At 66.5% G+C, this 14,050-nt stretch carries 8 protein-coding genes; 4 read left to right on the top strand and 4 right to left on the bottom strand.

The window, feature by feature from the left end:
* Positions 1 to 109 precede the first annotated feature (109 nt).
* Positions 110 to 1,729, bottom strand: coding sequence for a GMC family oxidoreductase (locus ACQR1B_RS11665; protein WP_434830794.1), 1,620 nt, complete (start codon positions 1,727 to 1,729; stop codon positions 110 to 112).
* A 183-nt stretch (positions 1,730 to 1,912) separates the two neighbouring features.
* Between ACQR1B_RS11665 and ACQR1B_RS11660 the strand changes: the two genes are divergently transcribed.
* On the top strand, positions 1,913 to 3,082 hold the full coding sequence (locus ACQR1B_RS11660; protein ID WP_434830795.1) for a M20 aminoacylase family protein: 1,170 nt from the start codon (positions 1,913 to 1,915) through the stop codon (positions 3,080 to 3,082).
* 18 nt (positions 3,083 to 3,100) lie between these two features.
* Here ACQR1B_RS11660 and ACQR1B_RS11655 read toward each other — a convergent pair whose 3' ends face one another.
* The 3 genes from ACQR1B_RS11655 to ACQR1B_RS11645 all read right to left on the bottom strand — a co-directional run bounded on the left by ACQR1B_RS11655 (position 3,101) and on the right by ACQR1B_RS11645 (position 7,393).
* Entirely contained in the window at positions 3,101 to 4,369 is a 1,269-nt protein-coding gene (locus ACQR1B_RS11655) for a TIGR02281 family clan AA aspartic protease (protein ID WP_434830796.1), read from the bottom strand.
* Positions 4,370 to 4,564: 195 nt separating this feature from the next.
* Positions 4,565 to 6,049 (bottom strand): UdgX family uracil-DNA binding protein, encoded by a 1,485-nt coding sequence (locus tag ACQR1B_RS11650; protein WP_434830797.1) that lies wholly within the window; start codon positions 6,047 to 6,049, stop codon positions 4,565 to 4,567.
* A gap of 105 nt (positions 6,050 to 6,154) precedes the next feature.
* A complete protein-coding gene (locus ACQR1B_RS11645) occupies positions 6,155 to 7,393 on the bottom strand; it encodes a putative DNA modification/repair radical SAM protein (protein WP_434830798.1) in 1,239 nt (412 codons plus the stop codon).
* Positions 7,394 to 7,577: 184 nt separating this feature from the next.
* Between ACQR1B_RS11645 and ACQR1B_RS11640 the strand changes: the two genes are divergently transcribed.
* From ACQR1B_RS11640 to ACQR1B_RS11630, 3 genes are all read left to right on the top strand, one after another.
* Complete coding sequence (locus tag ACQR1B_RS11640) at positions 7,578 to 8,372, top strand: ImuA family protein (RefSeq protein ID WP_434830799.1); 795 nt, start codon at positions 7,578 to 7,580, stop codon at positions 8,370 to 8,372.
* Positions 8,266 to 9,855 (top strand): Y-family DNA polymerase, encoded by a 1,590-nt coding sequence (locus ACQR1B_RS11635; RefSeq protein WP_434830800.1) that lies wholly within the window; start codon positions 8,266 to 8,268, stop codon positions 9,853 to 9,855. The genes ACQR1B_RS11640 and ACQR1B_RS11635 overlap by 107 nt, the downstream gene beginning before the upstream one ends.
* 250 nt (positions 9,856 to 10,105) lie before the next feature.
* Complete coding sequence (locus tag ACQR1B_RS11630) at positions 10,106 to 13,684, top strand: error-prone DNA polymerase (protein WP_434830801.1); 3,579 nt, start codon at positions 10,106 to 10,108, stop codon at positions 13,682 to 13,684.
* Positions 13,685 to 14,050: the final 366 nt, after the last annotated feature.

Raw genomic sequence — 14,050 nt, 5'->3', positions numbered from 1 at the left:
GACTCTCCGAGGGTTCGAGTGTGGAAACCCAAACCTATCGGAAGGGCTCGCTCACCGCTCCCCCATGGAATCTACGATTTCTTCTTACCTTAAGAGTCGTGCGCCTCTCTCACCGCCCATCTTCCAGGATCATCGCCGCCGCTTTCTCCGCGATCATCGCGGTCGGGGTGTTGGTGTTGCCTGACGTGATCGTCGGCATGATCGAGGCGTCGGCGATGCGCAGGCGGTCGAGGCCGCGGAAGCGCAGCCGCTCGTCGACGACCGCCATTGGATCATCAGCCGTGCCCATCTTTGCCGTGCCGACGGGATGGAAGATCGTCGTGCCGATATCGCCGGCCGCCTTGGCCAGCGCCGCATCGTCGTCGCCGACCGATGGACCGGGCAGATATTCCTCCGGCCTGTAGGCCGACAGCGCGCTCTGCTTCATCAGCCGGCGCGTCACGCGGATGGCATCGGCGGCGACCTGGCGGTCATCAGCGGTGGCCAGATAGTTGGGTGCGATCGACGGCGCTTCATCGATCTTCGGCGAGCGGATCCGCACCGTGCCCCGCGAGGTCGGCCGCAGATTGCAGGCGCTGACGGTGATCGCCGGGAAGCGATGCAGGGGATCGCCGAACTTGTCGAGCGACAGCGGCTGCACGTGGAACTGGATGTTGGCACGGTCGCGCGTGGCATCCGAGCGCGTGAAGATGCCGAGCTGCGACGGCGCCATGGTCAGGGGGCCGCGGCGGCGGACTGCGTAGTCGAGCCCCATCAGGCCGCGCCGCGCCAGCGAGTAGTAGGTCTCGTTCAGCGTCTTCACGCCGGTGACTTTGTAGATCGCGCGCTGCTGCAGATGGTCCTGCAGATTGCGGCCCACGCCCGGTCTGTCGAGGACAATGTCGATGCCGAGCTCCGACAGCCACTCCGCCGGGCCGATGCCCGAGCGCTGCAGCACCTGCACCGAGCCGATCGAGCCGGCGCTCAGGATCACCTCGCCCTTGGTGCGCGCCTCGATGGTCTCGCCATTCTGCTGGAAGCGGACGCCGACGGCACGGCCATTCTCGACGATCAGGCGATCGACCAGCACATTGGTTTCAAGCCGCAGGTTGGCGCGGTTCAGCGCCGGCTTGAGAAAGCCGCGCGCGGAGGACCAGCGTCGGCCGCGCTTCTGGTTGACGTGGAAGTAGCTGATGCCTTCATTGTCGCCGGTATTGAAGTCGGGGATGCGGCGGATGCCCATCTGCTCGGCGGCATCGCCGACCGCATCCAGCACCGCCCAGGACAGCCGCGGCGCCTCGATCCGCCAGCCGCCGCCGACACCATGATGCTCGCTCTCGCCGAGGAAATGATCCTCCAGCCGCCGGAACACCGGCAGCACGTCGGAATAGGACCAGCCGGAGAGACCTAGTTGCCGCCAATGGTCGTAGTCGGCGGCCTGGCCGCGCATCGAGATCATGGCGTTGATCGCCGAGCAGCCGCCGATCACCTTGCCGCGCGGATAGGCCAACGAGCGGCCGTTGAGGCCGGGCTCGGCCTCGGTGCGAAACATCCAGTCGGAGCGCGGATTGCCGATCGCGAAGAGGTAGCCGACCGGAATATGGAACCAGATCCAATTGTCGTTGCCGCCGGCCTCGAGCATCAGGACGCGACTCTTGGGATCGGCCGACAGCCGGTTGGCGAGGATGCAGCCGGCGGTGCCGGCGCCTACCACGATATAGTCGTAATCCCCCGCGAGCTGTCTCGGCATCGGCATTTCCTTCCGTTGGGGACGCTTTTAGTCAGCCGGGACCGCGCCGGACAAGCGCCACGTTCATGGCTGGTTGACCGAGCCATGAGGGCAGCGCAGCCCAGAAACTTGCTCAGAACTTGGGCGGTGCGAGTTTTGCATGCTAAACAGGCGCAAAGTCCCACTGGAGTTACGAGATTCCCCATGCCCATCGTCAACCGCGTCGCCGATCTGCAGCCCGATATCCAGGCCTGGAGGCGTGATATCCATTCGCATCCGGAGCTGCTCTACGACGTGCACCGCACCGCGGCCTTCGTTACCGATCGGCTGCGCGAGTTCGGCTGTGACGAGGTCGTGACCGGCCTCGGCAAGACCGGCGTAGTCGGCGTCATCAAGGGCCGGAAGCCCGGCAATGGCGACGTGAAGGTTCTCGGGCTGCGCGCCGACATGGACGCGCTGCCGATCGAGGAGGCGACCGGGCTGCCCTATGCCTCGAAGACTCCGGGCCTGATGCATGCCTGCGGCCATGACGGCCACACCGCGATGCTGCTCGGCGCCGCGCGCTATCTCGCCGAGACCCGCAACTTCGCCGGCGAGGTCGCCGTGATCTTCCAGCCGGCCGAGGAGGGCGGCGGCGGTGCCGATGCGATGATCAAGGACGGCTTGATCGAGCGTTTCAAGATCGACCAAGTCTACGGCATGCACAATGGTCCGGGCCTGCCGGTCGGCGCCTTCGCGATCCGCCAGGGGGCGCTGATGGCCTCGACCGACGGCATCGACATCACCATCGAGGGCCATGGCGGCCACGCCGCCAAGCCGCACAATTGCATCGACTCGCTGCTGGTCGGCGCCCAGCTCGTCACGGCGCTGCAGCAGATCGTGTCGCGCAGCGTCGATCCGCTGGAGGCGGCGGTGCTGTCGATCTGCGAGTTTCACGCCGGCAATGCCCGCAACGTGATCCCGCAGAGCGCAGTGCTGCGCGGCACCGTGCGAACGCTGACGCCGAAAGTGCGCGAGCTGATGGAGAAGCGGGTGCGCGAGGTCGTGACCGGCGTGGCGCAAATGACCGGCGCCAAGATCGACCTGAACTACGCCCGCGGCTATCCCGTCGTGGTCAATCACGCCGAGCAGACCGAGATCGCCATCCGCGCCGCCAAGGAGGTCGCGGGCGATGCCAACGTCCACGAGATGCCGCCGATGATGGGCGGCGAGGATTTCGCCTATATGCTCGAAGCCCGCCCCGGCGCCTTCATCTTCGTCGGCAATGGCGACTCGGCCGGCCTGCATCACCCCGCCTACAACTTCAACGACGAGGCGATCGTCTACGGCACCTCGTTCTTCATCAAGGTGGTGGAGAACACGCTGGCGGCGTGAGCCAGGCTCCAGTCGCCTCTATTCGCCCAGCGTCTTCGCCTTGAGCTGGATCTCGCGATCCTCGATCACCACGGTGAAGCAGCTGAGGAACGACATGCCGAGCAGGCCGTCCACGCCGTCACCCAGGCTCTTCTCTGCGATGACGGCGGGCACGCTGGAGGCGGACACGCTGGCCAGCTTGACGCGGTCGACGGTCGCCAGGGTGGCCGATGTGGTGCCATTGGCCGTCTGCATTTCGACCGGGTCGGTCTTGAACATCTGCGGCTTCGCCCTGTCGGCGAAGCTTCGGGTGAGCGTGACGAAGCTTGCGCCGGTATCGACGATGAACGTGCCGGTGACACCGTTGATCTGGGCCTTTGCTGTCGAAACGCCGTTCGACCGGCGCGGGATCCGGGCGGTGCCGGTGGCGTACACCTGCGTGCAATTGCCCTTGGCGGCGAGTGCGGCGATGCGGCGGAGCAGAGGTTGGGTCGAGCGCTTCTCGCTGTCCAGGGCGATATAGGTCTGGATAGGACCGATCGCCTCGCAGGGGCGGTCGAGCTTCTCGTAGCTGTCCGACATGCTGGTGAAGACATCCGACATGATCAATTTTGCGTCGGGCATCAGGCGGATGAGCGTCGTGTAGTCGTCGATCGACGCAGCATAGCGCTTCAGGGCCTGCTCGGACCGGGCGCGGATCACATAGGGCTTCTGCACCTCGGGACGACGATCGATGACGTCGGAGCTCAGCCTGATCGCCTTCTCGTAGTCGCCCAGCAGATAATAGAGCTCGCCGGCCCGGGCGCGCTCGGCGCTGCTTTCCGGACAGCTGTCGGCAAAGCCGTTCAGCATGTCTGCAGCCGCGCGGGTCTCGCGGCGTTCCTGCAGGACCACGGAAGCCTGGAAAACGGTCTGCTTGTCGCACGGCTCCTTCTGCAGGCCGGCGAGCAGTGCGTTGAGCTTGGCGCCGCTTTCGACGTCGGTCGGAAGCGGCGGGATGCGGTAGCGTTGATAGAGCCCGACGAACCGGCTCTCGACCCTGGCGTCCTCCGCCGGGGCGGGCCTGCCGAGGTCGGCACGGACCGGCGTTCGGAAGCTCTGGATGACTTGATCGACCGGCGCGGCCCAGTCGGGCCGGAGCAGATAGATGCCGCCGCCGACGATCGCGGCTGCCATGATCAGCCCGAGAAAGATCCGCGGCAGGACGCTGCCCCGTTCGATGAACTCGGCTGTTCGATGATCGCCCGGCTTGCCATCGGGGAGGGGAGCCGTGGTCGTCCGGCTGCCCGTTTCTGGTTCGTCCGTCATCGCTCTCGCTCGACACCCCCGCACGCAGCCGGCAGCCACGTGGTCCTCATCTTCATTTGAATGCCGAACGGCCTCGCGAAGATCAAGCAGCATGGAGCCCGCTGCGCCCAGTCGAGCGCAATCATCTCTCGGTTGTGTCGTTGCGGCAAGACGATGAGGTGGACGGCGCTGCGGCAGATCGGGAAGCTGGCGCCCTTACGCGGCCTGCGCGCGCTTGAGCGCGGCGGCGGCGATCTTAAGATCCTTGACGAAGAGTTCATACTCCCGCGCCTTGGCCTCCGCGTCGGGCAGCCGCAGCAGGTAGGACGGGTGCACCGTGATCATCGCCCTGACACCATCGGGCAGGTCGACGATGTGGCCGCGGTTCTTGGTGACCTGCGTGATCTTGCCGAACACGCTTTGCGCTGCCGTCGCGCCCATTGCCACGACGAGGGCGGGCTGGACGGCAGCGAGCTCGCGCTCGTACCAGGGCCGGCACGCCTTGATCTCCGGCGTCGCCGGCTTCTGGTGCAGCCGGATCTTGCCGCGGGGGACGAACTTGAAATGCTTCACCGCATTGGTGACGTAGACCTTGGACCGGTCGATGCCGGCCTCCTGCAGCGCGCGGTCGAGCATCTGGCCGGCGGGGCCGACGAAGGGATGGCCGGCGAGATCCTCCTTGTCGCCGGGCTGCTCGCCGACCAGCATCAGCGGCGCATGCGCAGGGCCCTCGCCGAACACGGTCTGGGTCGCGTCCTTCCACAGCGGGCAGGCACGGCACGAAGCGGCTTCTTCACGCAAGGTCTCAAGATCGACAGCCCCGACATCACGTGAGTTCTCAGCAGTGGCGGGCGCGTGGTCCTTCGTCTTGCGCGTCATCACGGTCTCCTCGACCCGCTTCTGCGGCTTGTGGGGTTCGGTGCCGGGCTCGGCGATCATCTCCGTGGTGCGCCTGTTGGCGGCCGCGATCAGCGGCTGGATCAGCTTGGCCTCGGGCAGGTTCTGCCAATATTTCTTCGGCATCTCCTTTTCCATCGCCTTCACTTTCAACCGCGCCGGATTGAAAATGCTGGCGTAATAGCGCAGCCACACCTCCTCGAGCCGGTCTTCCGACGGCGCTTCGGCCTTGCTCACACCGGGTGTGAAGGACACGTGGCTGCCGTCCCAATGGGCTGACAGCTCGGGCGTCAGGATCGACCAGGGCATGTCGGCGAAGCGGCGGGCGAAGAACGGCGCGGCGCGTTCGACGATGTGGTGCTCCGGCTCGAACCAGGCGACATAGCGCGCCTCGCGCTCGCGGCCGACCTCGCGGAAGCGCACGAAGGCGTGCATCTTGTGGACGTCGCGGCGGACGGCGCGGGCGAGCGCGTTGGCCTGGGCGACATCGGGATCGGTCGCGATCTCCATCAGATCGTGGTTGGTCCGCAGACGCCACAGCAGCCGATAGAGCAGGGTGAAGCGGTTCGGGTCACTGTGCAGGATCGCGCTCTCGGCGAGCTCCATGAAGCTCGCTGGCACCGAGAATGCCCCCTTGGGCACCTCCGGGAGCTGCGTGTCGGCCTGATCGTCGAACAGATCGGCCGCCGCGCCCTTGACGCGCCAGCTCACCTCAGCCGGCCTGACGTCGTTCATCGCCAGCGCCCGCGCCGCCTTGCGCCAGCCATCGAAATCAGTGTCGCTGTCGAGGGTTACGACGTGCATTTCACCTCTCTCGTCATTGCGAGGAGCAGAGCGACGAAGCAATCCAGAGTCGTCGTGTCGCCCCTGGATTGCTTCGGGGCTTCGCCCCTCGCAATGACGACTTGGCTAGAATCCAAATCCCAGCTGCTGCGGTTTCGGCTGCAGCCGGGCTCTGAGGCTGGCGCCGTCCAGCAAAGACGGCGACGGCCGGTGGTCGGAGAGAACGATGAACGGCAGCGCCTTGTTCCTGATGACGTTGAGCTGGGCGAGGTCCGCAAAGCGGATCGTGGTAGAGCGGCGGGTCGACAGGATGCGCTGCACGGTGCGGGTGCCGAAGCCGGGTACCCGCAACAGCTCCTCGCGGCTCGCTGTGTTGATGTCGAGCGGGAAGCGGTTGCGGTGGCGCAGCGCCCAGGCGAGCTTGGGATCGATGTCGAGCGGCAGCATGCCTTCGCTTTCCTCGACGATCTCGTCGGCGTCGAAGCCGTAGAATCGCATCAGCCAGTCGGCCTGGTAAAGCCGGTGCTCGCGCACCAGGGGCGGCGCCTGCAGCGGCAGCGCCCGGCTGGCATCGGGGATCGGGCTGAAGGCCGAGTAGTAGACCCGCTTGAGCTTGTAGGCGCCGTAGAGATTGGCCGAGGTCGACAGGATGGTGCGGTCGTTGGCCTCGTCGGCGCCGACGATCATCTGCGTGCTCTGGCCTGCGGGGGCAAAGCGCGGCGGCTTGGCCCGGCGCATGGTCTTCTTCGCTTCCGCGGTCTCGTCGAGCTTGAGCCGGAGCCGGCCCATGGTGCGGCGGATCGCGCGCTGGTCCTTCTCCGGCGCGAGCCTGGTCAGGCTCGCCTCCAGCGGCGTCTCGATGTTGATGCTGAGCCGGTCGGCATATTTGCCGGCCTCCGCGATCAGCGCCTCGTCGGCCTCCGGAATGGTCTTGAGATGAATGTAGCCGCGGAAGCGATGCTCCTCGCGCAGCTTGCGTGCGACGCTCACGACCTGCTCCATCGTGTAGTCGGGGCTGCGGATGATGCCCGACGACAGGAACAGCCCCTCGATGTAGTTGCGGCGATAGAAGTCGATGGTGAGCTTCACCACCTCGTCGACGGTGAAGCGGGCGCGGGCCACGTTGGAGGAGGCGCGGTTGACGCAATACAGGCAGTCGAAGTTGCAGGCGTTGGTCAGCAAAATCTTGAGCAGCGAGATGCAGCGTCCGTCCGGCGCATAGGAATGGCAGATGCCCATGCCGGGCGCGGTCGAGCCGAGACCCTTGCCGTCGCGGGAATCCCGCATCTCCGTACCGCTGGAGGCGCAGGACGCGTCGTACTTGGCGGCATCGGCCAGGATCTCGAGTTTGCGCAGCAGCTCCATGGCATTGAATCCCTTTGATTCCACTCGTTGAATCCGGACCGGGTCAATCCCGATTGACTCTCTCGGACGCGTTAGCTTTATATTAGAACGTATCATGAACAAAGGAGATCGTCGCGGGTTCATTGCCTGCGTTCACAAAGAGAACGGCAGCACCCGCACGATGGATTGAAAGGAGCGGCGACGGATGACCGGCGCACGCATGGATACGCTCGCGCGTCTGCGCGGCCGCATTGCCCGTCTCGAGGCGGCCGATGGCGCGCATGATCTGCGCCGGGTCGCGCTCGGCCATGCTGAGGCGGACGCGGTGCTGCAGGGCGGGCTCGCCACCGGCGCGCTGCATGAGGTGTTCGCCGAGGCCGGCCGCCAGGCCGCGGCCGCGACCGGCTTCGTGTGCGGGCTCGCCGCGCGTGTCGCCGCGCGGAAGCCGTTGATCTGGATCCGGCAGGACTTTGCCGAGCGCGAGGCCGGCGCGCTGTCGATGAGCGGGCTCGCCGAGCTCGGCCTCGATCCGTGCCGTCTCGTGGTCGTGCGCGCGCCCGATCTCGATCACGCTCTGCGCACCGCCGCCGACGCGCTCGCCTGCGATGCGCTGGGCGGCGTGATGCTGGAGGTGTGGGGCGAGACGCAAAAGCTCGATCTCGTCGCCAGCCGCAAGCTGACCCTGGCAGCGCAGGAGTCCGGCGTGACCGCGCTGCTGCTGCGGGTCGCCGCGACGCCGGAGCCGTCGACCGCGGAGACGCGCTGGATGGTGCGCACCGCGCCATCGTCCGAGGTCGCGCCGTGGATGGCATGGGGCGCGCCGCGTCTCGATGCCGAACTCATTCGCAACCGTCACGGCCAGACCGGACGATGGATCATGGAGTGGATGCCCGATGCGTGCCGTTTCAGCGAACCGGCGGCGGATCCTCAGCCTGTGGCTGCCGCGCCTGCCCATCGATCGCATCAGGCGTCAGCAGGCGTTCACCGGCGCTCCGCCTGAGAGCAAGCCGCAGGTCGTCGTCATCAAGGACGCCAATGCGCTGCTGATCCATTCGCTCGACGAGGCCGCGGCGCGCCACGGCGTGTCGCTCGGCCAGCCCCTCGCGAACGCCCGCGCCGTCTGTCCCGATCTCATCGCGCACGAGGCCGATCTCGCGGCCGACGCCAAGATGCTGGAGGGCATCGCCGACTGGTGTGACCGCTTCACGCCGCTGGTGGCGCTCGATCCGCCGCATGGGCTGGCGCTCGACATCACCGGCTGCGTGCATCTGTTCGGCGGCGAAACAAAGCTGATGCAATCGGTCTGCGACGCGCTGACCGCGCACGGCCTCATTGTTTCGGCGGCGATCGCCTCCAATGCGGTGTGCGCGCGGACGCTGAACCGGCAAGTCCATGGCCGCATCGTGCCCGATGGCGAGGAGCCGGCCGCAGTGGCGCCGCTGCCGGTGGGCGCGCTCGGCGGCGGGGAGGCGATTACGCTCGGCCTGCGCCGTGCGGGCCTCAAGACCATCGGCGATGTCGCCTCGCGCGGCCGCAACGAGATCACCGCGCGCTTCGGCGCCGCCTTCACCCGCGCGCTGGCGCAGGCGCTGGGCGAGGCCGATGCGCCGATCAGCCCGCGGAAAGTGCCGCCGGACTACATCGTCGAGAAGCGTTTTGCCGAGCCGGTCGCGACCGACACGGTGATCGCGGCCAGCCTGTCCCGCCTTGCCGCCATGCTGGTCGGCGCGATGGCCCAGCAGGGCAAGGGCGCGCGGCGGCTGGAGGCCTGCTTCTTCCGCACCGATGGCCTGGTGCGCGTCATTGCCGTCGACACCGGCCAGCCGGTGACCGAGGCAGCCGTCATCGACCGCCTGTTCCGCGAGCGGCTGGAGGCGCTGAGCGATCCGCTCGATCCCGGCTTCGGCTTCGACATGATCCGGCTCGCCGCGGGTCGCAGCGAGATCGTGGTGCAGCAGCAGCGCGATCTCGATGCCCATGTCCACGACAATGACGAACTGTCGGCCTTGATCGACCGCATCGCCGCGCGCATCGGCGGCAAACGCGTGGTCGTGCATCTGCCGGTCGATACCCACATCCCGGAGCGCGCGGCGCTGCCGCTGCCCGCCCAGCACAATCTGACAGCCACCAGCACGGCCGCTTGGCCCGAACGTACCGACGGCGAGCCGCCGCTGCGCCCGCTGCGGCTGTTCGCACAGCCCGAGGCGATCCAGGTCATCGCCGGCGTGCCGGATGGCCCGCCCGCGCGCTTCGTCTGGCGCCGCGCCGCGCATGCGGTCGTGCGCGCCGAAGGCCCGGAGCGCATCGCGATGGAATGGTGGCGACCGGACGGGCAGGGCCTGACCCGCGACTATTTCCGCGTCGAGGACGAGCACGGCCTGCGCTTCTGGCTGTATCGTGACGGCTTGTATGACCGCGAGTTCGAGCCGCAGGAGGGCGTGCCGGTCCAGCCCGCTTGGTACATGCACGGCCTTTTCGCATGAGGGCAGGGGACCGAGATACATGCGGCGCAGATGGTGCGCTCCCTCTCCCCGTTCTTCACGGGGAGAGGGTTGGGGTGAGGGGCAGCCACGGGCACCAGACTCGCGGAGGGCCCCCCTCACCCGGATTGCATCTTTCGATGCAATCCGACCTCTCCCCGCAAGCGGGGCGAGGTAAGAACAGCGCCAGCCGCGAGAGATGTGCTCACAATGGGAGTAGGCATCGCGCCGCCACAATCTCCGCGGCCGCGCCATGACTCCCGTCGCTTACGCCGAGATCGGCATCACCACCAACTTCTCCTTCCTGCATGGCGGCTCGCATCCGCAGGACTATGTGCATCAGGCCGCCGAGTACGGCCTCTCGGCCATCGGCATCGCCGACCACAACACGCTCGCCGGCATCGTCCGCGCCTACAGTGAGCTGAATAACGACAAGCTGAGCTACAAGCCAAAACTGCTCTACGGCGCGCGTCTCGTCTTCACCTGCGGCACGCCGGACATCCTGGTCTATCCGCGCGACCGTGCCGCCTATGGCCGGCTGTGCCAGCTGCTCACCCGCGGCAAGCGCGGCAGCGATGCCGACAAGGTCGCCAAGGGCGATTGCCGCATCAGCTTCGAAGATCTCCTCGAGTCCATCGAGGGGCAACTCGTCGTGCTGATGCCGCCGCATCGCTTCGACGAGGACGCCCTCGGCGCAATCTTGGCGCGGCTGAAGGACAGCTCGGCCGACGGCGTGTGGCTCGCCGGCAGCCTGCTGTATCGCGGCGACGACCGCCGCCGGCTGGCGCGGCTGGCGCGCCTCGCTGCTTCAAGCAAGGTGCCGCTGATCGCCACCAACGACGTGCTCTATCATCATCCCCAGCAGCGGATGCTGCAGGACGTGCTGACCTGCATCCGCGAGAAGAGTACGATCGAGACGGTCGGCCGAAGGCTGCAGGCCAATGCCGAGCGCCATCTCAAGCCAGGACACGAGATGGCGCGGCTGTTCCGCGATCACCCGGACGCGATTACCGAAACTCTCCGCTTCACCGACCGCATCGTCTTCTCGCTCGACCAGCTCAAATACCAATATCCCGACGAGCCGGTGCCGCCGGGCAAGACCGCGCAGGGGCATCTGGAGGATCTCACCTGGGAAGGCGCCGCAAAATATTTCGGCGAGGATCTCGATGACAGGCTGCGCGCCACCCTGCAGAAGGAGCTGGCGCTGATCGCCGAGCTCAACTACGCGCATTATTTCCTCACCGTCCACGACATCGTCCGCTACGCCCGCAGCCAGGGCATCCTGTGCCAGGGGCGCGGCTCGGCGGCCAATTCGGCCGTTTGCTATTTGCTCGGCATCACCTCGGTCGATCCGACCAAGATCGATCTGTTGTTCGAGCGCTTCATCTCCAAGGAGCGGCTGGAGCCGCCGGACATCGACGTCGATTTCGAGCATTCGCGGCGCGAGGAGGTGATGCAATATGTCTATCGCCGCTACGGCCGCCACCGCGCCGCGATCATCGCCACCGTCATCCATTATCGCCCGCGCAGCGCCATCCGCGACGTCGGCAAGGCGCTGGGCCTGACCGAGGACGTCACGTCGGTGCTCGCCGACACCGTGTGGGGCAGCTGGGGCGACGGCCTCTCCGACATGCAGGTGCGACAGGCGGGGCTCGATCCCCACAATCCGATGATCCGCCGCGCGGTCGAGCTCGCTGGCGAGCTGATCACCTTTCCGCGCCATCTGTCGCAGCATGTCGGCGGCTACGTGCTGACGCAGGATCGGCTCGACAGCTATGTGCCGATCGGCAACGCCGCGATGGACGACCGCACCTTCATCGAATGGGACAAGGACGATGTCGATGCGCTCAGCATGATGAAGGTCGACGTGCTGGCGCTGGGCATGCTGACCTGCATCCGCAAGAGCTTTGCGCTGATCGAGCGGCACAAGGGGCGGCCGCTCACGCTCGCCACCGTACCGCGCGAGGACTCCAAGGTCTACGACATGCTGTGCAAGGGCGAGTCGCTCGGCGTGTTCCAGGTCGAGAGCCGCGCGCAGATGAACATGCTGCCGCGGCTGAAGCCGCGCACCTTCTACGACCTCGTCATCGAGGTCGCGATCGTCAGGCCCGGACCGATCCAGGGCGACATGGTGCATCCGTATCTGCGCCGGCGCAACGGTCTCGAAAAAGTCAGCTATCCGTCGCCGGCGAACGGCCCGAAGGACGAGCTCTACAAGGTGCTGCACAAGACGCTCGGCGTGCCCCTGTTCCAGGAACAGGCGATGCGGATCGCGATCGAAGCCGCAAAGTTCTCGCCCGAAGAGGCCAACGGCCTGCGCCGCGCAATGGCGACGTTCCGCAACGTCGGCACCATCGGCTCCTACGAGCAGAAGATGGTCGGCAACATGATCACGCGCGGCTACGATCCGGCCTTCGCCAAGAGCTGCTTCGACCAGATCAAGGGTTTCGGCTCTTATGGTTTTCCTGAGAGCCATGCCGCGAGCTTCGCCCAGCTCGTCTATGTCTCGTCCTGGCTGAAATGCTTCCATCCCGACGCGTTCTGCTGCGCATTGTTGAACTCGCAGCCGATGGGCTTCTACGCGCCGGCGCAGATCGTCGGCGACGCCTACAAGAACGGTGTCAAGATCCGCAACATCGACGTGTCCCACAGCTTTGCCGACAACACGCTGGAGGAGACCGATGGCAAATATTGCGCCGTGCGCCTCGGCTTCCGCCAGATCGACGGCTTCCGCTGGATCGATCGCGACGAGGAAAGGATCAGAAAATTATCGGAAGCGGCGCGAAAAAAGACACAGGTGGCGGCGGCTTCTACACCCTCTTTGCCAGCCATCTCCTCGATGTCATTCCGGGGCGCGCGGAGCGCGAGCCCGGAATCCATAACCGCGATCGGGAATATGGATTCCGGGCTCGTCCTCCGGGCGCCCCGGAATGACGGCGTGGAGGCAGTCGTGTCTGACTCACAAGCCCTCGATGAAGGTCGAGGGGGCGACGCTGTCGCATCACTCCAGAACGACGACCTCACCGACGATTGGGCCGATCGCATCATCAAGGCCCGCGCGCGGGGGCCGTTCGCCTCGCTCGAAGACTTCGCCCGCGACACCGCTCTGCCCAAGCGTGCGCTGCTGCTGCTGGCCGATGCCGATGCGTTCCGCTCGCTCGGCCTCGACCGCCGTGCCGCGCTCTGGGCCGTGCGACGGCTGCCCGACGACGTGCCGCTGCCGCTGTTCGAGGCGGCGACCGCACGCGAGCAGCCGGACGAGGGCGCGCAGCCGCTGCCCGAGATGCCGCTGCCGGAGCAGGTGGTCGCGGACTATCAGACCATCCGCCTGTCCTTGAAGGGCCACCCGATGGAATTCCTGCGGCAGCATTTCGCGCGCGAGCGCGTGCTGGCCTGCCGCGACGTCAACCACGCCAACGACCGCCGCTTCGTCCGTTGCGCCGGCGTGGTGCTGGTGCGGCAGCGGCCCGGCAGCGCCAAGGGCGTCGTGTTCATGACCCTCGAAGACGAGACCGGCATCGCCAACATCGTCGTCTGGCCGAAGGTGATGGAGACCTTCCGCAAGGAGGTGATGGGCGCACGCCTCGTGCTGGTCGAAGGCCGCATCCAGAGCAGCCCCGAGAAAGTCGTGCATCTCGTCGCCGAACGCCTCGTCGATCGCAGCGCCGATCTCGCGCTGTTGTCAGACGACCGCCTCAGTGCCATCCCGCAAGGTCCGATGCCGGCCGAGCCGCTCAACGACGACCGACGCGACCACCCGGAAAATCCCTCGCAGCGCGTCCGCCACCCCCGCAACGTCCGCATCCTGCCGCGGTCGAGGGATTTTCATTGAGGTTGACGCGGCGTGTTGCGAAGCGCGTTCACGAACTAACCCAATCACGAGCAACTACGTGTAGTAAAAGTTGGACACGTTGCAGCGCTTGACGAGCACATGACAAGCGCTGCCCATGATTGTGCCCTCTCCCCCTTGTGGGAGAGGGCATGTAGGACAGCGCGGCGAACTCGGTTGGGTGAGGGGTATGCTTCTGCGAGCCCGTTCGCTGAGAGATACCCCTCACCCAACCGCGCACTTGGATAAGCCGCACATGCCCTCTCCCACAAGGGGAGAGGGCGCTGTATCTCACAGCGCGACGTTATGGACATCACCCGGCGAAACATGTGTACCGAGAATTGCACCATAGCCATGGCACGCATCGCG

Origin of the sequence: Bradyrhizobium oligotrophicum (assembly GCF_051168495.1) — a bacterium.
GTDB lineage: Bacteria > Pseudomonadota > Alphaproteobacteria > Rhizobiales > Xanthobacteraceae > Bradyrhizobium > Bradyrhizobium oligotrophicum_A.
Note: the sequence above shows the minus strand (reverse complement) of the source record. Positions and strands in the feature narration are given on the sequence as shown.

What these genes read in the sequence shown, in the direction of transcription:
- ACQR1B_RS11650 (WP_434830797.1), bottom strand. Translation starts at nt 6,049, where the DNA reads ATGCACGTCGTAACCCTCGACAGCGACACTGATTTCGATGGCTGGCGC.
- ACQR1B_RS11630 (WP_434830801.1), top strand. Translation starts at nt 10,106, where the DNA reads ATGACTCCCGTCGCTTACGCCGAGATCGGCATCACCACCAACTTCTCC.
- ACQR1B_RS11645 (WP_434830798.1), bottom strand. Translation starts at nt 7,393, where the DNA reads ATGGAGCTGCTGCGCAAACTCGAGATCCTGGCCGATGCCGCCAAGTAC.
- ACQR1B_RS11655 (WP_434830796.1), bottom strand. Translation starts at nt 4,369, where the DNA reads ATGACGGACGAACCAGAAACGGGCAGCCGGACGACCACGGCTCCCCTC.
- ACQR1B_RS11665 (WP_434830794.1), bottom strand. Translation starts at nt 1,729, where the DNA reads ATGCCGAGACAGCTCGCGGGGGATTACGACTATATCGTGGTAGGCGCC.
- ACQR1B_RS11635 (WP_434830800.1), top strand. Translation starts at nt 8,266, where the DNA reads ATGCGTGCCGTTTCAGCGAACCGGCGGCGGATCCTCAGCCTGTGGCTG.
- ACQR1B_RS11640 (WP_434830799.1), top strand. Translation starts at nt 7,578, where the DNA reads ATGACCGGCGCACGCATGGATACGCTCGCGCGTCTGCGCGGCCGCATT.
- ACQR1B_RS11660 (WP_434830795.1), top strand. Translation starts at nt 1,913, where the DNA reads ATGCCCATCGTCAACCGCGTCGCCGATCTGCAGCCCGATATCCAGGCC.